At 72.4% G+C, this 20,805-nt stretch carries 15 protein-coding genes; 6 read left to right on the top strand and 9 right to left on the bottom strand.

The window, feature by feature from the left end; genetic code table 11:
* Window positions 1-27: 27 nt before the first annotated feature.
* From AB0J97_RS49770 to AB0J97_RS49760, 3 genes are all read left to right on the top strand, one after another.
* Window positions 28-501: a nuclear transport factor 2 family protein gene (locus tag AB0J97_RS49770; protein WP_357708546.1), complete on the top strand. Its 474-nt coding sequence runs from the start codon at window positions 28-30 to the stop codon at window positions 499-501.
* 89 nt (window positions 502-590) lie between these two features.
* Window positions 591-2,858, top strand: a complete 2,268-nt coding sequence (locus AB0J97_RS49765; protein ID WP_364103944.1) for a catalase — start codon at window positions 591-593, stop codon at window positions 2,856-2,858.
* Between the two features lie 84 nt (window positions 2,859-2,942).
* Window positions 2,943-3,812, top strand: coding sequence for a GNAT family N-acetyltransferase (locus AB0J97_RS49760; protein WP_364103941.1), 870 nt, complete (start codon window positions 2,943-2,945; stop codon window positions 3,810-3,812).
* A 29-nt stretch (window positions 3,813-3,841) separates the two neighbouring features.
* Here the strand turns inward: AB0J97_RS49760 and AB0J97_RS49755 are convergent, their stop codons facing one another.
* Complete coding sequence (locus AB0J97_RS49755) at window positions 3,842-4,954, bottom strand: ABC transporter substrate-binding protein (protein ID WP_364103938.1); 1,113 nt, start codon at window positions 4,952-4,954, stop codon at window positions 3,842-3,844.
* Between the two features lie 169 nt (window positions 4,955-5,123).
* Here AB0J97_RS49755 and AB0J97_RS49750 point away from each other — a divergent pair, with 169 nt between their 5' ends.
* Complete coding sequence (locus AB0J97_RS49750; RefSeq protein ID WP_357708536.1) at window positions 5,124-6,569, top strand: multicopper oxidase family protein; 1,446 nt, start codon at window positions 5,124-5,126, stop codon at window positions 6,567-6,569.
* On the opposite strand, the gene AB0J97_RS49745 is transcribed toward AB0J97_RS49750, so the two are convergent.
* The 8 genes from AB0J97_RS49745 to AB0J97_RS49710 all read right to left on the bottom strand — a co-directional run bounded on the left by AB0J97_RS49745 (window position 6,556) and on the right by AB0J97_RS49710 (window position 17,383).
* A complete protein-coding gene (locus AB0J97_RS49745) occupies window positions 6,556-7,317 on the bottom strand; it encodes a hypothetical protein (RefSeq protein WP_364103934.1) in 762 nt (253 codons plus the stop codon). The two genes, AB0J97_RS49750 and AB0J97_RS49745, sit on opposite strands and share 14 nt — an antisense overlap.
* Window positions 7,318-7,469: 152 nt before the next feature.
* A complete protein-coding gene (locus tag AB0J97_RS49740) occupies window positions 7,470-8,876 on the bottom strand; it encodes a family 20 glycosylhydrolase (RefSeq protein ID WP_364103931.1) in 1,407 nt (468 codons plus the stop codon).
* Window positions 8,869-10,569 (bottom strand): beta-galactosidase family protein, encoded by a 1,701-nt coding sequence (locus AB0J97_RS49735; protein WP_364103928.1) that lies wholly within the window; start codon window positions 10,567-10,569, stop codon window positions 8,869-8,871. Before AB0J97_RS49735 ends, AB0J97_RS49740 begins: the two co-directional genes overlap by 8 nt.
* Before the next feature lie 24 nt (window positions 10,570-10,593).
* Window positions 10,594-12,939 carry a discoidin domain-containing protein gene (locus AB0J97_RS49730; RefSeq protein WP_364103925.1) on the bottom strand — a complete coding sequence of 782 codons (2,346 nt, stop codon included), beginning with the start codon at window positions 12,937-12,939 and terminating at the stop codon, window positions 10,594-10,596.
* A gap of 20 nt (window positions 12,940-12,959) precedes the next feature.
* Window positions 12,960-13,856: a carbohydrate ABC transporter permease gene (locus tag AB0J97_RS49725; protein ID WP_364103922.1), complete on the bottom strand. Its 897-nt coding sequence runs from the start codon at window positions 13,854-13,856 to the stop codon at window positions 12,960-12,962.
* Window positions 13,853-14,803 (bottom strand): sugar ABC transporter permease, encoded by a 951-nt coding sequence (locus AB0J97_RS49720; RefSeq protein WP_364103919.1) that lies wholly within the window; start codon window positions 14,801-14,803, stop codon window positions 13,853-13,855. The genes AB0J97_RS49725 and AB0J97_RS49720 overlap by 4 nt, the downstream gene beginning before the upstream one ends.
* A 1-nt stretch (window position 14,804) precedes the next feature.
* Window positions 14,805-16,100 (bottom strand): extracellular solute-binding protein, encoded by a 1,296-nt coding sequence (locus AB0J97_RS49715; protein ID WP_364103916.1) that lies wholly within the window; start codon window positions 16,098-16,100, stop codon window positions 14,805-14,807.
* A 5-nt stretch (window positions 16,101-16,105) separates the two neighbouring features.
* On the bottom strand, window positions 16,106-17,383 hold the full coding sequence (locus tag AB0J97_RS49710; protein ID WP_364103913.1) for a Gfo/Idh/MocA family oxidoreductase: 1,278 nt from the start codon (window positions 17,381-17,383) through the stop codon (window positions 16,106-16,108).
* Window positions 17,384-17,530: 147 nt separating this feature from the next.
* Here AB0J97_RS49710 and AB0J97_RS49705 point away from each other — a divergent pair, with 147 nt between their 5' ends.
* On the top strand, window positions 17,531-18,646 hold the full coding sequence (locus AB0J97_RS49705; protein ID WP_364103910.1) for an ROK family transcriptional regulator: 1,116 nt from the start codon (window positions 17,531-17,533) through the stop codon (window positions 18,644-18,646).
* A gap of 47 nt (window positions 18,647-18,693) precedes the next feature.
* A complete protein-coding gene (locus AB0J97_RS49700) occupies window positions 18,694-20,679 on the top strand; it encodes a right-handed parallel beta-helix repeat-containing protein (protein ID WP_364103907.1) in 1,986 nt (661 codons plus the stop codon).
* Window positions 20,680-20,805 lie beyond the last annotated feature (126 nt).

Raw genomic sequence — 20,805 nt, 5'->3', positions numbered from 1 at the left:
TGGCTCGCCATGGGTACGGTCCCTGTCATGGAAGAGGTGCCGCCGGCGACGAACGACATCGTGGACCGGCTGCTCGGCGCCGCCAACGTCCACGACGTCGAGGCGGTGCTGCGGTGTTACGCGCCGGACGCGGTCGTGGTGAGCCCCGAGATGGAGGCGGGCAATCCCGAGGAGATCGCCTCCTACTTCACCCAGATCTGGGACGGCTTCCCCGACCTGCGCTTCACCCTGTGGGACACCGTCGCCGTGGGGGACACGATCGCCACCGAGCTGACGGCCACCGGGACGCACACCGGCCCGTACCTGACGGTCGGGGGAGAGGTGCTCGCCGCCACCGGCCGCCAGATCACCGTACGGGCCTGCTGGTTCTGGGACCTGCGCGACGGGCTCGTCTCCAGCCAGCGCCTCTACTACGACCAGCTGGAGATCTACGCACAGGTCGGCCTGCGCCTGCCGCTGCCCTTCGAGGGCCCCGGGAACGGCGGTCCTGAACCGTCCTGAAATGCGGCTATTCGCGTGATATGTCCGAGCATGGGTAGGGAGGCGCCACATCAGGTCACTTCGTCGTGGCCCTTTCTAAGGAATCAAGCATGAACGACTCGCACCCTTTCAAGTCCGCCGTGGACAAGGTCGTCGACGCCGTCACCGACCGTGACGCCCCGAAGCCGGCGGAGATCCCGGGGGTGCCCGGCAGCGTGCCGCCCACGCTTGAGGAACCGACCGAACCACGTGGCCCGCTGCCGCCCAAGCCCGACCAGCGCGGGCCCGACACCGTCTCGCCCACCGGGCAGCCCACCGGCGCGTCGCCGGACCAGGTGGCGCAGGGCGGCGAGTACCTGACCACCGCCCAGGGGGTGCGGCTGCGCGACACCGACCACTCGCTGAAGGCGGGGCCGCGCGGCCCGGTGCTGCTGCAGGACCACCACCTGCGCGAGAAGGTCATGCACTTCGACCACGAGCGCATCCCCGAGCGGGTGGTGCACGCCCGCGGCGCCGCCGCCCACGGCGTCTTCCAGGCGTACGGCACCGCCTCGAACATCACCAAGGCGGCCTTCCTCGCCGAGGACGCCAGGACCGACGTCTTCGTACGCTTCTCCACCGTGCTCGGCTCGCGCGGCTCGGCCGACACCGTACGCGACACCCGCGGCTTCGCCACCAAGTTCTACACCGCCGAGGGCGTGTTCGACCTGGTCGGCAACAACATCCCGGTCTTCTTCATCCAGGACGGCATCAAGTTCCCCGACGTCATCCACGCCGGCAAGCCGCACCCGGACCGGGAGATCCCGCAGGCGCAGAGCGCGCACGACACGTTCTGGGACTTCGTCTCCCTGCACACCGAGGCCACCTTCCACACGATGTGGAACATGTCCGACCGGGGCATCCCGCGCTCGTTCCGGATGATGGAAGGGTTCGGCGTGCACACCTTCCGCCTGGTCAACGCGGCGGGGGAGACGACGCTGGCCAAGTTCCACTGGAAGCCCAAGCTCGGCGTGCACTCCCTGACCTGGGAGGAGGCCCAGATCGCGGGCGGCGTCGATCCCGACTTCCACCGGCGCGACCTCGCCGACGCGATCGAGGCCGGCGCGCACCCGCAGTGGGAGCTGGGCATCCAGGTCTTCCCGGACACGCCGGAGCAGATGTTCGAGGGTATCGACCTGCTGGACCCGACCAAGATCGTGCCCGAGGAGCTGGCCCCCGTCCATCCGGTCGGCCTGATGACGCTCAACGCCAACCCGTCGAACTTCTTCGCCGAGACCGAGCAGGTCGCCTTCCACGTCGGGCACCTCGTGCCGGGCGTCGACATCACCGACGACCCGCTGCTGGCGGCGCGGCTGTTCTCCTACCTCGACACGCAGATCACCCGGCTGGGCGGGCCCAACTTCGCGCAGATCCCCATCAACCGGCCGCACGCGCCGGTCAACGACATGCTGCGCGACGGGTTCCACCAGACGGCGGTCCACCGGGGGGTGGCGCCGTACCGGCCCAACTCCCTGGACGGCGGCTGCCCGTTCCAGGCCGGGGCCGGGCAGGGCGCCTTCGTCGAGGTGCCGCTGGAGGTGGCCGGACGCAAGGTGCGCGAGGCGCCCGCGACGTTCTCCGACCACTACAGCCAGCCGCGGCTGTTCTGGCTGAGCCTGTCGCCGATCGAGCGCGAGCACCTCATCAGCGCCTACACCTTCGAGCTGGGCAAGTGTTACGAGCAGGCGGTCAAGGAGCGCCAGCTGCGGGTGCTGGCCAACATCGACCCGGTCCTGTGCCGGCAGGTCGCCGACGGCCTCGGACTGCCCGCGCCCGAGCCCACCGTGGCGCTCGCCGACCCGCCGCCGAGCCCGGCGCTGTCGCAGGTCGGCCGCCAGTGGCCGCTGGACGGCCGGGTCATCGGCATCGTGGCGGACGAGACCAGCGACCTGGGCGTGGTGGACGCCGTCCGCCAGGCCGTGCTCGACGGCGGCATGACCCCGCTCGTCATCGCGCCCAAGGGCGGCATGCTGGGCGGCACGCTGGCCGTCCAGCGCACCTTCGCCACGGCCCGTTCCGTCGAGTTCGACGCGGTGCTGCTGGCCGGGGCGCCGGCGCCGGGCGACGACGCGTACGGAGCCCGCGACGCCAAGGCCGGCGACGGCGGGACCCCGGTGGACCCGCGCGTGCTGCTCCTGGTCGGCGAGGCGTACCGGCACGCCAAGGCACTGGGCGGCTGGGGCACGGCCGAGCAGGCGCTGCAGGCGGCGGGCGTCCACGCGCAGGCGCCGGGCGTCGTCACCGGGCAGGACGGCGAGGGGGTGCTGCGCGACGTGCTGGCCCTGCTCGCCCTGCACCGGGTCTGGGACCGCTTCCGCATCCACCCCGACGTCGCCTGACGCGTCACCGCCGCTCGTGCCCGGCCGCCCGAGCGGCGGGAAAACCGGGTGCGGCGGGCCGGCGGGGTGGTGTGTGATCGGGGGATGACGATCGAGATGGGCCGGCCCGGGATCGACGGCCTCGGTGACGTGGCGCGGACGCTGGGGGAGTGGCAGCACGACGCGGAGCCCGTGCAGGTGCATCCGGGCGACCTGGGATGGTTCTGGCGGTTCGGCGCGGCCCGGACGGCGGCGGCCACCCGCACCTGGAGCCGCGCAGGGAAGGTCGTGGCGGTCGGGCTGCTGGACGGCGCGGACCTGCTGCGGCTGGCGTTCGCCCCGCACGCGTCACGGGACGAGGAGCTGGCCCGGCGGATGGCCGGGGACGTGTCGGCGCCCGATCGCGGCGTGCTGCCCGAGGGCCGGGTGTACATCGAGGCCCCAGAGGGCGCGCTGGTCCAGGACCTGTTGCTCAAGGACGGCTGGGCGATCGGCGAGCCGTGGACGCTGCTCCGGCGCGACCTCGGCGCCCCCGTGCCGGATCCCGGCGTCCGCGTCGAGGCGGCCGGGCCGGAGCGGGCGCACGAGTGGGCCGCGGTGCTGCGGGCGTCGTTCGACGGCTCGACCTTCACCGAGGAGCGCTGGCACGCGATGGCGGCGGGTGCGCCGTACGCGGGCGCGCGGTGCCTGCTCGTCCGCGACGAGCGGGGCACGGCGGTGGCGGCCGTGGCGGTGTGGCAGGCGGGCGAGGGCAGGCCGGGGCTGATCGAGCCGATGGGCGTGCACCGGGCGCACCGCGGGCACGGATACGGCCGGGCCGTCACGGTCGCCGCGGCCCGCGCGCTCCAGGAGTCGGGGGCCTCCAGCGTGATCGTGGGCTGCCCGAGCTCCAACACCGGCGGCGTCGCCACCTACCGGTCGGCCGGTTTCGAGCGGCTGTCGGAGAGACGGGACGTGTTCCGCGACGCCTCCTGAGCCCTCGGGCGAACGCCGGACCCGCGGATTCAGCCGGTGTGCAGGGTACGGAAGCGGCCGGGGTCGGCCGGGTCCCGGTCGGCGACCTGGATCGGCGGCCAGGCCCACTGCCGGACGCCGATACCCGGCACACCGGAGAACCTGATCGGCCCCCGCGTGCCCTCGACGGCGACGTCCGGCCACGCCCCGGCGACGCGCGCCCGCTCCACGCCGTGGGAACGCAGCACCTCGGCCAGGACGGCGACCGTGTCGTAGCCCTCGAAGGCCACGAAGGACGGCTCCCCGGCCAGCCGCTCGCGAAGCGCCGTCCCGACCCGCACACCGAGGGGGCCCAGACGCTCGGGCAGGTAGCGCAGGAACGGGATCCCGGCGCCGTCGCCGCCCAGCGAGCCGGCCCACCCGGCGAACTCCGGTTGCCCGGCCGGCGCGCCGATCAGCATCCCGGCCAGCCGCCGGTCGCGGCGGGCGGCCCTGACGATCGGCACCGCCGGCTCGGGCTGCCCGACCAGGAGAAGCAGGGCCGTCGCGCCGCTGCCGGCGAGTTCGTCGCAGAGGGCCGCGGGGGTGAGCGCGGTCATGTCGAGCTCGACGACCGTGCCGCCGCGGGCGGCGAGGCGGTCGCGCAGGATGCCGGTCCCCGACGCCCAGTAGACGCTCGGCTGGGTCGCCACCGCGACGCGGCCGTGGCCCGCGTCGAGGAGGAAGTCCGCGTAGATCCGCCAGCCGCGTGACTGCGCGGGGGCCAGGCGCGCGACCCACTCCGTCGGCTGTTCGGTGAGCGCGTCGAGAACCGCCGACGAGCAGAGGAACGGCAGGCCGAGCGCGTCGGCCCTGGTGGCGGCGGCGCGGGCGACCACGCTGTGGTACTCGCCGGCCAGCGCGGCCACGCCCAGGCCGGCCAGGTCGTCCACGGCCGCCGCGGCCCTGTGCGGGTCGGCCGCGGTGTCCCGGACCACCAGCTCCAGCGGCCGTCCGCCGATCCCGCCGGCCTCGTTGACCTCGTGGACGGCCAGCTCCAGCCCGGCGAGCAGGTGACGGCCCGCCTCGACCCAGCCGGGCGGGGTGAGCGGGACGAGCGCGCCGATCCGGACGGGTGGTCCGTCGGCCCGCCCGGCCCCCGGCTGCGATGGTGGCGTGTCCATGTGCGTGACGTCTCCCGTCTGATGATCCGGTGGCCAGTATGCCGGGGGCGCGGCGTCGGGAGGGCCCCGGGGGGCGAGTACGACGATCTTGCACGGGCCGCCAGCGCGTGGCGTCCACCTCTTGTCGTGACTCTCCGTTATTTTTCGAGGTGGATGAGGGGGATCCGTAGTGACTGATTCACGTGGGACCGTGTCCCGCAGGCTGTTCGTCAGCGGCATGTTCGCCGCCCTGGGCACCGTTCCGGCGGCCGCCGCCGCGGCTTCGGAAGGGACCGCCGCCGTGGCGCCCGCCAGGAGGGTGCTGCGGGCCGCGCCCGCCACCGTGTCGCTGGGCGGACAGGAGGTGTCCACCTGGGCCTACGACGGCGTGCTGCCCGGCCCGACCATCCGGGCCACGGCCGGCGGCACCGTACGGGCCAGGCTGGTCAACGACCTGCCCGCGCCGACCACCGTGCACTGGCACGGCATCAGGATCGTCCCGGAGATGGACGGCGCCCCCGGCTTCTCGCAGCGGCCGACCAAGCCCGGCGGGACGTTCGACTACGTGTTCACCGTCCCCGACCCCGGCACGTACTTCTACCACTCCCACGTGGGCATGCAGAGCGACCGCGGCCTGTACGGCCCGCTCATCGTGGAGGACCCGCACGAGCCGCTGAGGTACGACCAGGAGTTCACGGTCCTCCTCGACGACTGGCAGGACGGCGTCAAGGGCACTCCCGACGACACGCTGAGCGCCTTGAGCACCACCCCGCACGACGACACCCTGAGCAGCCACGTCCTCGGCGGCACGTCCGGCCACGTGCGCTACCCGTACTACCTGGTCAACGGCCGCACCGCGGACGAGCCGACCGTCTTCCTGAGCCGTCCCCGCGTCCGCGCCAGGTTCCGGGTGATCAACGCGGCCGCCGACACGGCCTTCCGGGTCGCGCTCGGCGGCCACCGCCTGACCATCACCCACACCGACGGTTTCCCGTGCAAGCCGGTCACCGTGGACACGGTCGTGGTCGGCATGGGGGAGCGCTACGACTTCGTCGTGACGCTCGACGCGGGGGCGTTCCCGCTGATCGCGATGGCCGAGGGCAAGAGCGGGCGGGCGTTCGCGGTGGTGCGGACCACGCCCGTCGCGCGGACGCCGTCGCCGGACGGCGAGGTGCCGGAGCTCCAGCGGAAGCAGCTCAGCTACGACGACCTCCAGGCGCGCCGCTCCCACCAGCTGCGCCCGCCGTCCAGGACCGTCACCGTCACGCTCGGCTGGCGCCAGCGCGCCGACGGCGGCAGCGAGTGGCCGCTCAACGGCCGCCTCGCCGACGACCCGCTGCGCCTGCGGGTCGAGCGGGGCGAGACGATCAGGATCGTCCTGCACAACGACACGCACATGTGGCATCCGATGCACCTGCACGGCCACACCTTCCAGGTCCGGGCGACCGAGCGTGGCGGGCCGAGGAAGGACACCGTGAACGTGATGCCGTACAAGCGGATCAGCATCGACGTGCACGCCGACAACCCCGGCGAGTGGATGTTCCACTGCCACAACCTCTACCACCAGGAGCAGGGCATGATGGGCGTGCTCGGCTACGGCAAGCCCCCGCGCCGCAAGCACGTCATGACCCACTGAGCGGCGCCCGCGCGGTCGTGTGGAGGTGACCGGCGGCGGCGGCGAGCAGAGACGTCCCCCAGAGCAGGAAGACCGGGTACGTCCCGGCGAACCCCCAGCTCCCGTCGAGGACCTCCGCGCCGCCGCCGGGCGCGCACGCGCGGGTGACGCCGAACGTCAGGCAGCTCGTCATCATCGCGCCGTACTGGCCGACCAGCAGGCCGACGGCCGCCGCCGGGACCACCGCGAGCCCGCGCGGCACCCGCCGCCCTCCCACGACGGGCACCCACCGCGGGAAGATCTGCCCCCATCGGGCGATCAGCCCCAACGTGAGCAGGCCCCCGGCCACCGGCCCGGCGACGAGCAGCGCCCAGAACACCGCCGAGCCGCCCAGCTCCGCCAGCCCCGCGCGGGAGCCCTCCGCCACGCCGAGCGGCAGGCCCAGCCCCCACAGCAGGTGCGGGACCGAGAAGCCCAGCACCGGCAGGCCGGCCGCCGTCCAGGTCGCCGCCCTGGCCCAGAGCGCGGGACGGACCGTCCCGTCGGCCCGGCGTTCGTGCGGTCGCGCGGCGGTACGCGTGCCGAACCGGACGGTCGCCAGCGCCACCAGCACCCCCAGCGCGGCGAACAGCGCCTGCCGGACGAGCAAGGGGTCGTCGAGCTTGCCGAACGCCACCCGCATGACCAGGTTCCCGGGCGCGACCAGCGCGAGCGCGGCCGCGGCGGCCCAGCCCGCGGCCAGCAGCGCCGGCCGAGTGGTTGATCTCATGGCCGTCCACGGTAGGCCGGGCGGCCCGCCCGCGGTCTCCCTCCCGAGGGGGAACCGGCTCCCCCGTCAGGGGCAGGGTCACGCGAGGTCGAGCGGTCGGCCGGACGATCCGCAACTCCTGCGGCGACAACGCCGTCAGCCGCCCGGTGGCCTCAGCCGGGGACCGGGCCGCCGGCCCGCCGTACGGCTTCGGTGAAGGCGTCGTACGGCAGGCCGCCCGCGCCGCTCCACATCTTCTGGGCCAGGACGGCGAAGGTCGGCTCGATCAGGTCGCGTACGTCGTCCTCGGTGTAGGGCGCCGCGGTGATGTCGTTCCACACCGCCGACATGGCGCCGAGCAGCCGCGGATCGCCTGGGGCGACGCTCTGGCCGTCGGGGAAGACGTGCGGCGCCCAGTGCTCGTACAGGTGCTCGCCGTCCAGGCCGTCGGGGTGGTAGTAGGTGGCGGCCGGGACGACGTACAGCAGGGAGTCGCTGGTGTTGATGAAGGAGTGGCCGTCCCGCCCGGCCTCGTGCGGGCCGTACCAGACGGTGGCCCAGCAGTTGACCACCACGTCCCGGTCGTAGCCGTCGGGGACGCCGCCCGCCATCCTCGTCAGGCTGCCCCAGGCGCGCGGGCGTTTGCCCAGCGCCCGCAGATGGGCCGCCATCGCGTTGAAGAACTCCTTGTAGCGCGGCTCGTCGGCCAGGTACTCGTCGGCGCCGAAATGCGCGTGGGGGCCGCGGAACCAGGGGGCGAACTCGGTGAACAGGTCCTTGACGAACTGCGTGGCCGCCGGCTTCGACAGGTCCAGGTGGTCGTCGCCCAGCCCGAGCGAGGGACGGAACCGGACGAGCGCCAGCGCGTGGGCGGGCGCGTCGATCTCGGGGACGACGGTGACGCCGTTGGCCGCCGCCGTGTCCTCGAAGGAGTCCCAGTCCGCCCGGTCGTAGGCGCCGTCGGCCGAGGCGAGCCCGGCCAGCGCGGGGTCGCCGGGCACCAGGCGGAAGCCCGCCTGTACGTCGTCCCAGGTGCCGCCGGGGTCCAGGAAACCGTTGTCGTTGAGGTGCAGCTGCAGCTCGTTGAGCTTGAACCAGCCCATGACGGCCAGCCGCTCGCGGATGAAGCCGGGGGTGAAGAAGCGGCGGCCCACGTCCAGCACGAAACCGCGCACCGGGTAGTCGGGCCAGTCGGCGGCGCCGCCCACCGGCAGCTCGGCGGTGGTGCGCAGGATCTGCAGCAGGCTGCGCGTGCCGTAGAACAGGCCGGTGGGCGTGGGCGCCGAGATCCGGACCTGCTCGCCGGTGACGTCGAGCAGGTAGCCCTCCTCGGCGAAGCGGTCGCCGCCCGCCTCGCACGTCAGCGCGGGGTCGAGGGTCAGGACGACGTCCCCGGCGCGCGCCGGGCCCCCGGCGGCGGTGAGGGTCAGGCCGGTGAGGTGCCCGATCTCCCGGACGAGCCGCTCGCGCAGGGCGGGCTCGTCGCCCACGACCCTGGCCAGCCGGCCGTGCGGGAGGGAACCGGTGCCGCCGTCCCAGTGCTGGAGGCGGGGGACGACGACCGGACGCGGGTTACCCAAGGTCGGCCTCCTCCCGGATCTCCACGACCGGCTCCTGGCAGCCGTCCAGCTCCAGGACGACGATCTCGTTGGCGCCCTCGCGCAGCAGCGGCCAGGGCAGGTAGAGGGTGCGCTGGGGTCCCCGGTCCCAGTAGCGGCCCAGGCAGAACCCGTTGATCCAGACGTAGCCCTTGGTCCAGCCGGGCAGGGCGAGGTAGGCGTCGCGCGGCTCGGCCACGGTGAGCGTGCCGCGGTGGAAGACCGGCCCGGTCGTCGCGCCCGTACGGCCCCACGGCAGCCCCGACACGTCGTCCAGCGGGATCGGCACCGCCTCCCAGTCGTGGACGTACTGGCGTTCGTGCCGCACGCCGCCGACGATGCCCTTGCGGTCGCCCAGCCGCGGCCCGTAGTTGACCCGGCCCATCGACTCGACCAGCAGCTCGACGACCGCCGACGGTCCGGGCACCGCGACGGGCACACCGGTCAGCCGGTCCCGTTCGAGCACCGCCACCGGCTCGCCGTCCACGAACAGGTGCGCCCGGTCGGCCAGGCCGTCCACGTGCAGCTCGTACGGCCGCCGCGGCCCGTGGACGGTGGCCCGGTAGAGCACCAGCCCGTGGGCCAGCCCGAGCTCCTCGAACGTCGGCGGCCGCGCCGAGCGGACCACGTCCTGGGGGAGCGCGTCGAACAGCCGCAGCGACTGCGTCAGCTCGACGGCGCCGGGCGGGAGGGTCGGCGGCAGCGGCTCCGGCTCGGGCACCGGGCCCCGGGAGTGGGCGGCCAGCACCTTCCTGAAGGCCCAGAACTTCTCGGTCGGCGCGCCGCGCTCGTCGATCGGCGCGTCGTAGTCGTAGGAGGTGACGGTCGGCTGGTACTCCCGGTCCTGGAGGTCGCCTCCCAGGTTGGCGCCGGCCCAGGTGCCGAAGTTGCTGCCGCCGTGCGCCATGTAGAGGTTGACCGACGCGCCCGCGGCGAGCATGCGTTCCAGGATGCCGGCCACCTCGGCGGCGTCCCTGGTGGTGTGGGTGTCGCCCCAGTGGTCGAACCAGCCGTTCCAGAACTCCATGCACGCCGGCGGGTCGTCGGGCCGGAAGCGGGCCAGCTCGGCGAAGGAGCCCTCGGGGTCGGAGCCGAAGTTCACCGTCGCCCGCACGCCCGGCAGGGTGCCGCCGGTCAGCATGTGGTCGATCGCGCCGTCGGAGGTGAACAGGGGCACGTCCAGGCCCCGCTCCCGCAGCCCGTCGGCCAGCCAGGCCAGGTAGCGGCGGTCGGAGCCGTAGGAGCCGTACTCGTTCTCGACCTGGATCATGGACACGTTGCCGCCGCGGGTGACCTGCCGGGCGGCGACGATCGGGATCACCTCGTCGAAGAAGCGCCCGACGTGGCCGAGGAAGGTCTCGTCGTGGCAGCGCAGCCGCGCGTCCCGGTCGGCGAGCAGCCACCAGGGCAGGCCGCCGTTGTCCCATTCGGCGCAGATGTAGGGCCCCGGCCGCACGATCGCCCGCAGCCCCTGCTCGGCCGCCAGGTCCAGGAAGCGGCCCAGGTCGGCCTGGCCGGTGAAGTCGAAGTGGCCGGGCCGGGGTTCGTGCAGGTTCCAGGCGACGTACGTCTCGACGGTGTCCAGGCCCATGGCCCGCAGCATGGCCAGGCGCTGCCGCCACTGCTCCGGAAGGACCCGGAAGTAATGCATCGCTCCCGACAGCACCTGAGTCATGCCTTCTTCTCTCTTCTGGTCCGGTCAGCGGGTGACGATCTCGTAGAGGGCGAGGTTGCCCCATTCGAGATTCGCCTTGTGGACGATCAGCCGGATCTTCTGGATGGTCACCGGCGCGGGCAGCCGCATCGTGCTGGTCTCGACGGTAGCGCTGCTGGACGGCCAGTCGATCAGGTGGTGGTCGACCTGGGTGACCCAGGAGCCGCCGTCCCAGGTCTGCAACGACACGTCGGTGATGCCCTGCCCCTTGGCCCAGGCGGTGTGCAGGGTGACCTCGGAGACGGCGCGCGGCGCGCGGTAGTCCACGGTGATGTCGCCGGGCAGGGTCACGCCGGTCGAGGCCGAGGCCCACGGCGTGCCGGGGTCGCCGTCGATCAGGTTCTCCAGCGCGGACGCCGACGGGAACGACGAGGTCGCCACCGGGACGCCGCCGGGCGGCAGGTACGACTCGGTGGCGGCGGGCACGCTCAGCCGCACCTCGCCGATCCGGAAGCGCCCCTCGCCCGTGACGACCAGCCGAACCCGGCGGGTGGTCACCTCGGCGGGGAGCGTGACGGCCTGCTTCGCGCCGGTCGCCCTGGTCTGCCAGGTACGGCCGTCCTCGGAGGTCTGGACGTCGAACGCGAGGTCCGGCGCGCCGGTCACCTCGACCCGGCTGAAGGTGCGGGGCAGGGCGTAGGTCAGGTCGACATTGCCGGGGAAGGCCGGCTTGGGCCCGCTCTGCCAGAACGTGGCCGGGTCGCGGTCGGCCAGCCGCTCCAGGTGGCCCTTGGGCGTGAACGTGCTGCTCACCCGGGGGAGCGGGACGGCCCGCTGGTAGGCGCCGAGATCGGGGGCCGCGTCGGGGACGGGCGTGCCGGCCAGGTCGGCGACGGCGGGCAGGCTCACGCCCGCGTCGGACACCGGCGAGCCGTCCAGCGGCCGGTAGCCGGCCAGGCCGCCGGAGCCGGGCGAGGCCAGCTTCGGGTCGGCCACGATCGCCCGGTGGTCGGGCCCCGTCGGCGGTTGCGGCGTGCCCCAGTAGAGGTTGTGGTCGTAGACCGCGCCGTTCTTGCCGTCGAACCCGGCGCCGGCCGCGTTGAGGAAGACGTTGTCGCGCACCTTGACGCCCGCGGCGTCGTTGTAGATCCGCACGACCTTGCCCAGCGGATATTTGCCGGCCCCGGCCAGCGGCGGCTTGACCTCGACCACCCGGCCGTCGGCGTAGACGGTGTTGTTGTGCAGGTCGGTGCCCTGGGTGGCGGTCGACAGCCCGAACACCTCGTAGCCGTCGCTCTCGCTGACGTTGTAGCGGACCACGGTGTCGCGGGTGGGTGCGCCGGCGAAGGAGACGGCGATGAAGAACCCGCCGTCGTTGTGGTGGCTGTAGTTGTACTGCACGAGGCTGCGGTTGTTGTCGGCGTCGGCGTCGAAGCCGTGCCCGTCGGAGCCCGGCCCGTTGAACCCGGTGCCGCTGACCTCGTTGCGCTGGACGACGAGATCGTCGTTGCCCTGCCACCAGATGCCGACGTTGCCACCGGTCGGCTTGGTCCGGCCGGTCACCGCCCGCTCGACCTTGTTGCCCTCGACGAGCGCGCCCTTGGTGTGCATCGGGGTGATGCCGCCGCCGGTCACGTCATGGACGCGGTTGCCGCGGACGACGACGCCCGTGCTCGGCGTCCAGGTGTTCACCTCGCTGTCGGGGATGCCGGTCTCGGCCGGGTAGAGGCTGGTCATGCCGTTGCGGCGGGACCAGGTGGACCACATGATGAACCCGTAGGAGCCGATCTTCGAGATCTCGTTGTCCTCGATGACCAGCCGGTCGAAGAAGGTCGGGACGCTGTTGCCCCTGATCGAGACCAGCAGTCCGGCGGTGGCGACGCTGTGGCCGCCGGCGCCGTCCACGTCGTGGATGTCGAGGTTGCGCAGGGTGACGTCGGCCAGCCTGCCGGCGTCCTTGGCGTACAGGTTGACGCCGGTGCGGTAGACGGGCCGGCCGTCGCTGTTGGTCACCTGGAGGCCGTCCACGACGAAGTCGTGCACGTCGCTGATGGTGACCGCGGCGCCGTCCAGCCCGCCGCCCTCGATCAGCGGCTTGGCGCCCTGGCCGTAGGAGCCGACGGTCGCCGGGCGGCCGGGCGCGCCGGCGCCCTTGATCGTGAGCCGGCCGGTCCAGCGCTGTCCGGCCCTGAACAGCAGCCGGTCGCCGGGGCCGAGCGTCAGTTCGCTCGCCTTGTCCAGGCTCCGCCAGGCGGTGGCCGGGCTCGATCCGTCGGCCGAGTCGTTCCCGGCCGAGGCGTCGACGTAGTAGGTGGTGCCGTTCGCGGCCTGGGCCGGGGTGGCGGCCAGGAGTCCGGCGAACAGGGTCAGCGCGGTGACGATGACGCGCAAGAGGGGGCGTCCTTTCCAGGTCATTTGCCGATCCCGGCGGTCATGCCTTCGACGACGCGCCGGCCGAGCCAGATGTAGAGGATGACCATCGGATAGATGAGGATCACGATCCCGGCGAACAGGCCACCCCAGTCGGAGCTGTACTGCATGGTCGAGTACAGGTTGAGCAGGGCCGCCGGCAGGGTGCGTTCCTCGGGCAGCGGGGTGATGATCAGGACCAGCAGGGTGGAGTTCCACAGGCCGATCACGTTGAGCACGAGCACGGTCGTCAGCCCGGGCCGGGCCAGCGGCGCGATGACCCGCACGAACGAGGTCAGCGGCCCGGCGCCGTCCAGTTCGGCGGCCTCCTCGACCTCCTTGGGCAGCGACCGGAAGTACCCGGTCAGGACGAACACCGCGAACGGCAGCGACAGGACGACCTCGAACACCAGCAGCGTGATGCGGTTGTCCCACCAGCCGGTGACCCAGTCCTCCATGAACGTGTAGACCGACAGCTTGGCCACCACGATCGGGATCGCCATGGTCTGCAGCGGGATGCTCAGCCCCATGGCGAAGAACCCGGTGATCGGGCCGGCGATCCGCCGCGACGAACGCGACAGCGCGTAGGCGGCGGGCGCCGCGATCGCGACGATGAGGAACGAGCCGAGCGCGGTCAGGACGACGCTGTTGAGCGCCGCGGCCGAGAACTGGCCGGCCTGCCAGGCCGAGTCGTAGTTCTCCCAGGCGGGGGAGGCCGGCAGCGCGAACGGGTGCAGCCACACCTCGCCCGAGGACTTCAGCGACTGCAGGCCGACCCAGGCGACCAGGGCCAGGTTGAAGGCCACCCACGCCCACAGGGCGACGGCCGTCAGGCGGGGCAGCAGGAGGTCGCCCACCAGCCGGGCCAGGGGACGCCTCACCGGGGGGACGGTCGTCATGACAGCTCCACGCTCTCTCGGCGGGTGATGCGGCGGACCAGGACGATGAGCACGATGGTGATCAGGGTCACCACCACGCCCATCGCGGCGCCGGACCCCAGCTCGGGCACGCCGCCCCCGGTGATCACCGTGTACTGCTGCACGGCCACGGTCCTGGCCTGCAGCGGCGGGGCGCCGGGCGTGCCGCCGGTGGTGAAGGCGATCACGATCTCGAACACCTTGAGGCTGTTGACCACCCACAACACGGCGGCGACGGCGAACACGTCCCAGGTGAGCGGCAGGGTGATGTGGCGGAACTGCTCCCACTTGGTCGCGCCGCCGAGCACCGCGTCCTCGTACAGGTGGGGCGGGATGCCGTCCACGGCCGACATCATCAGCGCGATGTAGAAACCGGTGGAGGACCACACCAGGCCGCCGATGACGCACCTGAACACCAGGTCGGGGCCGAGCCAGGGCAGCCCGTCGATGCCCGCCCAGCCCAGGATCTGGTTGACCACGCCGCCGGGGTTGAGCAGGAACCCGACCGCGGCGCCGACCGCGATCGCCGAGATGATCATCGGCAGGAAGACGACGGACCGGATGAAGGCCCGTCCCTTCAGGTGGCGCAGCGCCATCATCGACAGGAACGTGATCCCGAAGACCAGGGCGCCGCCCGCGACCGCCAGCAGGAAGGTGTTGGCGAACGACTGCAGGAACGCGTCGCTGCGCAGCAGCGCCTGGTAGTTGCGCAGGCCGCGCCACTCCATCTCGGCGCCGGGCCCGGCCCACCGGTAGAGGCTGACCCACACCCCGTAGAAGGAGGGCAGCACGAACAGCAGCGTGTAGAGCGCGAGCGCGGGCAGCAGGAAGGGCCAGAAGGCCCGTTCCCGCGCCGGCCGCAGAACCTTGCCGCGGTACGGATCCCGCGACGGGAGCGCCGTCTCCGCAACGAGGGAGCCGTATGCCATGTCAGCCCTTGTTCGCGAGGTAGTCGGCGGTCTTCTTCTTGCCCTGCGCGACGAACTCGGCGGCGTCGATCTTGCCCGCCATGAGCTGGTCGTCCAGGGGCAGCAGCAGGTCGACCCAGTAGGACTTGTCGGCGGCCAGGGTGTCGTAGGTCTTGTGCACCGCGGGCGCCTCGGAGATCGCCTTCTGGACGTCGGCCAGGAAGTCGGGGGCCGGGATGTCGGGACGCGAGGGGATGTTGAGCGCCTCGGTGGAGATGCGGCCCAGGTACTTGCTCTGCAGTGCGAAGGCCAGGAACTCCTTGGCCGTCTCGACGTTCTTGCCCTTGACGTTGACGCCCCAGCCGAGCGCGCCGACCTCGACGGAGTTCTTACCGCCCGCCGGGAGCTGGAAGGAGCGGATCTTGGCGCCGGCCGGGGTCTTCGTCTTGACCTCGCTGGCCAGCCAGGTGCCGTTGATGTTCAGGCTGGAGTTGCCCTGCGCCCAGTCGTCCTGCGCGGCCGGGTACTTGGTGGCCATGTGGTCCTTCTGGAAGTAGCCGCCCTTGGTGAGCTGCTCGACCTGCTTGGCGGCGGCGAGCACCTCGGGCTTGTCCCAGGCCGCGGCGTCCTTGGACAGGGCCAGCAGGCTGCCGGCGCCGTTGGCGCGGACCAGGGCCGAGTAGAACCAGTAGACGTTGTAGAACGGGATGGTGCCGTCCTGGCCGATGCCGGTCCTGCCGTCGGCCTTCTCCTTGTCGAGGAAGGCGATCAGGTCCTCCCAGCTGCGCGGCGGGCTGGCGGCCAGGCCGGGGTGCTTGGCGGCGTCGTACCAGACGGCGGTGGAGATCACCGTGTGCGGGACGAAGCCCATCCCCTTGTCGTCGGAGGCAGCCTGCCGGACCGAGTCGGGCAGCACGTCGCCGACGGTCTTGCCCTCGCCGGGCACCTGCTTGGTGAGCAGGTCGTCCAGCGGGGCGTTCAGGTTCTGGGCCCGCCAGCCGGGCAGGTTGTCGGTCGCGACGTCGAACAGGTCGGGGCCCTGGCCGGCGGCCATCTCGGTGGGCAGGTTCTCGGTGCCCTTGCGGCCGACGAACTTCGCGTCCACCTTGACGTTGTTCTGCTTGGCGAAGTCGTCCAGAATCGCCTTGAAGATCTTGGCCTGCGGCTCCTGCTCGCCCCAGGAGGAGCGGTAGACGAGGGACTTCTGCCCGGCCTGCCCGGCCGGGGCGCCGCTGTTCTTGTTGCCGCACGCGGCCACGCCGAACGCCAGCGCGCCGACCGCCACCAGCGCGGCCGTCCGGGAGAGGACGTTGGTCATGGTTGTCACCTTTCAAGGGGGGAGTGCTCGGCGAGAGTGATCACCGTGCCGGACAGGCGGGCGCGCTCGGCCGCCCACACCACGCGGTGCGTGGCCAAACTCTCGTGACCGCTGGAACGGATCATCGCCGGGTCGCCGGCGGCCACGGCGTCGAGGAAGGCGTCCATCAGGCCGTCGTCGCCGCCTCCGTGGCCGCCGGCCATCGAGGCCCCGTCGCCGCTCTGCGTGTCGATCACCGTGATCTCGTCGGTGAGGAAGTCGTGCAGGCGCAGGCGCACGCCGTCGCCCTCGATGGAGCCGTGCGTGCCGAAGATCCGGGTCTTGCGGTGCTCCAGGGCGGCGAAGGCGGTGACCGTGAGCGAGGCGGTGGTGCCGTCGGCGAACTGCAGGTTCACCACCTGGCTGTCGACCACGTCGTTGTCGCAGGCGAACACGCACCGGCCGTAGGGGCCCTCGCCCAGCGCGGTCAGCACGCCCTGCTCGGTGTGGTCGGCGGTGACCGCCGACAGCGGCCACCACTCCTTGTCCGGATCGCCCAGGCAGCCCAGGTACAGCCGCTTGGCCGAGTACGGGCAGGTGGCCTCCACCGGGCAGTCGAGGCAGTTGGCCGTGGCGCCGGCCGGGGCCTGCTCCTCGCGGAAATAGACGAGATCGCCGAAGGAGGACACCCGTTGCGGCAGACTGCCCTTGATGTAGGCCATCCAGTCGAGGTCGTGGCAGGCCTTGGCCAGCAGCAGCGGAGCAGACTCGGCCTCGTTGCGCCAGTTCCCGCGGACGAAGGAGTGCGCCTGGTGCCACCAGCCGACCTGCTCCAGGTGCTGGATGTTCATGATCTGGCCGACGGCGCCCTCGTCGACGAGCGACTTGAGCGCGCGGGTGTAGTGCGTGTACCGCATGACGTGGCAGACCGCCAGGATGACCCCGTTGCGCTCGGCGGCCTCGGTGATGCGCCCGGCCTCCTCCTCGGTGGGGGCCATCGGCTTCTCCAGCAGGATGTGGTAGCCGAGGTCGGCCGCGGCGACCGCGGGCTCGACGTGCATGCGGTCCTGGGTGCCGATGATCATGGCGTCGGCCAGCCTGCCCGCAGCCAGGAGGTCGGTCCAGTCGGCGAAGACGTTGCCGGGCGCGATGCCGTGCTCGGCGGCGAAGGCGGCGCGGCGGCGCGGATCAGGTTCGGCGACGGCCACGACCCTCGCGCGGCCGGTCGCCAGGGCCCGGCGGGCGTACAGGGTGCTCCGCAGCCCAGCGCCCGCGACGGCGAGCGTGACGTCGGGTTCCGACATCGATGTCCTTCCGGTTTGCCACATAGTAATTAAAGCTGTTTTTATTAGTCCCTGTTTGTATTGGTCGCCAGGCAGCACTGTCAAGGGGGGTCCATGCGGAAGGTCGCGCTCCAGGGAAGCGACGCACATCGCTTGCGGCGGATCAACATGATCGCGACGCTGCGGGCGATCCGCGCGGCGGGCGTCGTCCCGCTCACCGACCTGGCCCGTCGTGCCGGGCTGTCCAGGCCGACCGTGGAGGGCCTGGTCGAGGAGCTGCACACGCACGGCTGGCTGGAGGAGGTCGCGCCCGAGGCCGGCCAGATGGGCAGGCCGGCCCGCCTCTACCGGTTCCGGGCCGCGACCGGCTACGTCGTCGGCGTCGACATCGGCTCCTCCAGCGTCCGCGCGCAGGTGACCGACCTGGAGGGCCACGCCGTCGGCCTCGGCTTCACCCGCGTCCAGGCCGACTACGGCAGGGCCGAGCGGCTGGCGGCCGTACGCGCGACGATGGCGGCCGCGCTGCGGGAGGCCGGCGTCACCGCGGACCAGGTGCTGTCGGTGGCGGTGGGCACCACCGGCGTGGTGAGCCCGTCCGGGACGGTCCGCCTGTGCGTGGGGCTGCCCGAGTGGACGGGCCTCGACCTGGCGGCGGAGGTGGGCCGCGACTACCCCTGCCGGATCCTGGTGGAGAACGACTGCAACCTCGCGGCCCTGGCCGAACGGTGGGCCGGGGTGGCCCGCGAGGTGGACGACGTGGTGTTCGTGCTGTCCGGCGTGCGCACCGGCGCGGGCATGCTGGTGCGCGGCGAGCTGCACCGCGGCGGGCGCGGCATGGCCGGGGAGATCGGCGCGCTGCACCTGGTCGGCTGGCACCGCGCCCCCGACCACCTGGCGCGCTTCGCCCCCGAGGCCGCGCCGGAGGAGGTGGCCGGGCTGGTCTTCGCCGCGGCCAGGGAGGGCGACCCCGCCGCCCGGTGGGCCGTCGAGCAGTACGCGCACGACCTGGCCGAGGGCATCGCCGCCATCGTCCTGACCGTGGACCCCGACCTCGTGGTGGTGGGCGGCGGCGTCTCGCGCTCCGGCGACGTGCTCATGGAGCCGCTGCGGCGGCACCTGGACCCGCTCTGCCTCGAACCGCCCGCCCTGGCCATCTCCACGCTCGCCGACCAGGCCGTCGTGCTCGGCGCCGTACGGCACGCGCTCAACCACGTGGACGAGCTTCTCTACGACGTGGATCTCCCTCTTGACCTGACCCTCTTCAGGCAAGATATTAAAGCTTGATTAATTAGTAACTCGGGCGCCCGACCGTCATCTCCCAAGGAGTTGCCGTGTTCCGAGTTCTCTTACCGTGCGCCGCACTGGTCCTGACCTTCGTGGCCGCGCCCACCCCCGCCTATGCCGCCACCTCCTACTACGTCGACCCCGCCGGCGACGACTCCGCCGACGGGCACTCCCCGTCCACCGCCTGGCGCACCCTGGACAAGGTCAACGCCCAGACGTTCCAGCCCGGCGACACCGTCCGCTTCAAGGCCGGCGGCCAGTGGACCGGCCGTCTCGCGCCGCGCGGCTCGGGCACGGCCGGCAGCCCGGTCACCTTCACCTCCTACGGCGCCGGATCCCGGCCGTCCATCGCGGGCGGCGGCGTCGTGGACGCGGCCGTCAAGCTCGCCGACCTGCACGACGTCGTCCTCGACGGGTTCGAGGTGACCAACACCGGATCGGGAAGCACGCCGCGCATCGGCATCGCGGTCACCGCGACCGACCTCGGCGCCGTCCCCCGGATCACCGTGCGCGGCAACTACGTGCACGCGATCCAGGGCGCCGCCTCCGGCTCGCAGTCCTCCAACCCGTCCGCGGGCGGCATCATCGTCAGCGCCCTGGGCAAGAACACCGCCACCTACTACCAGGACCTGCTCATCGAGGGCAACGAGGTCGCCGACTCCCGCTCGTACGGGATCGTCACCTGGTCGCAGTGGATGCAGCGCGAAGGCTGGACGTCCCTGTGGAGCGACCTCATGGGCATCCCCGCCGCCGACTACCGGCCCTGGACGCCGAGCACGGGCGTGGTCGTCCGCGGCAACGACGTGCACGACATCTCGGCGGGCGGCATCACCGTCATGCAGGCCCAGGGCGCGCTCATCGAGCGCAACCGGGTCGCCAGGACCGCGCAGAACCACGGCAACGTCGGCATCTGGTGGGCCGGGGCCGACGACACCGTGGTCCAGTTCAACGAGGTGTCCGGGACGAAGTACTGGGGCCTGTCCAGCGACGGCAACGCCTTCGACGCCGACGCCTCCGTCCACCGCAGCCTGGTCCAGTACAACTTCAGCCACGACAACGAGGGCGGCTTCTTCATCGCCGTCTCGACCGGCACCGGACCGGCCGAGGCGACCATCCGCTACAACGTCAGCCAGAACGACGCCAACCAGGTCTTCGCCTTCTCCACCAACACCAGGAACATCGACGCCTACAACAACACCATCTGGGTGCCGCTGACGCCGTTCATTCAGAACCACCCGGACCGGGCGTCGTTCAGCCTGGTCAAGGTGTGGAGCAGCTCGGTGAGCAACATCCGGCTGCGCAACAACGTCATCCACAACGGCGCCAACCTCCCCTACAACGACAGCGGCGTCGTGCAGTACGACCGCAACCTCTACCACTCCGGCCCGGTCCCCGGCGGCGACAAGGCCGCCCTGTCCGGCAACCCGCAGCTGACCGCCCCTGGCACCGCCGGCTCACTGTCCGACCTGTCCGGATACCTTCCGTCCGCGTCGTCCCCGGTCCTGCGGCAGGGCCTGGAGATCGCCTCCGACGGCGGCCGTGACGTCTCCGGCACGGCCCTGCCCTCGGGCATGCCCGACCTCGGCGCCGTCCAGCGGACGGCGGGCGCGGGCCTGTCGGAGCCGGCCGCCACCGCGACCACCTCCTTCGGCAACGGCCAGAGCACCACGCCCGCCGCCCTCACCGACGGCTGGGACTACGCGACCTGGGCCAGCCCGTCCTCCGGCGTCACCTATCCGGGCACCATCACCCTCACCTTCCCCAACCCCAGAACGGTCGGCGAGGTCGTGCTGGCCACCCACTTCGGCCAGGGCCAGGGCATCACCTCCCTCGACGTCCAGACCTGGAACGGCTCGGCCTGGGTGACCCAGGCGGCCGGCGCGGCGATCACCTGGGCGAGCAACACCGCCACGGTCGAACGCCGCCCGGTGCCGCTGCCCGCCCCGGTCACGACCACCCAGGTGCGCCTGGTCGTCAAGGCCGCCAACCACACCTGGGGCAACCTGTCCGTCAGCGAGATCACGACCCGCTGAGCCCGCCGCTCACGAAGGTCGCGCCGGGAGCGGTGAACGCGTTGTTGCGCGACGGGGCCGGCAAACTGCTCGGCGGCGGCAGCACGTTCGTGGACGACGTCAAGGCCGGCAGTCCGCCCAGGTTCA

It is taken from the genome of Nonomuraea sp. NPDC049607 (assembly GCF_040675375.1).
Taxonomy (GTDB): Bacteria; Actinomycetota; Actinomycetes; order Streptosporangiales; family Streptosporangiaceae; genus Nonomuraea.
The sequence above is the reverse complement of the archived record's forward strand: the minus strand, read 5'-3'. Positions and strand labels throughout refer to the sequence as shown.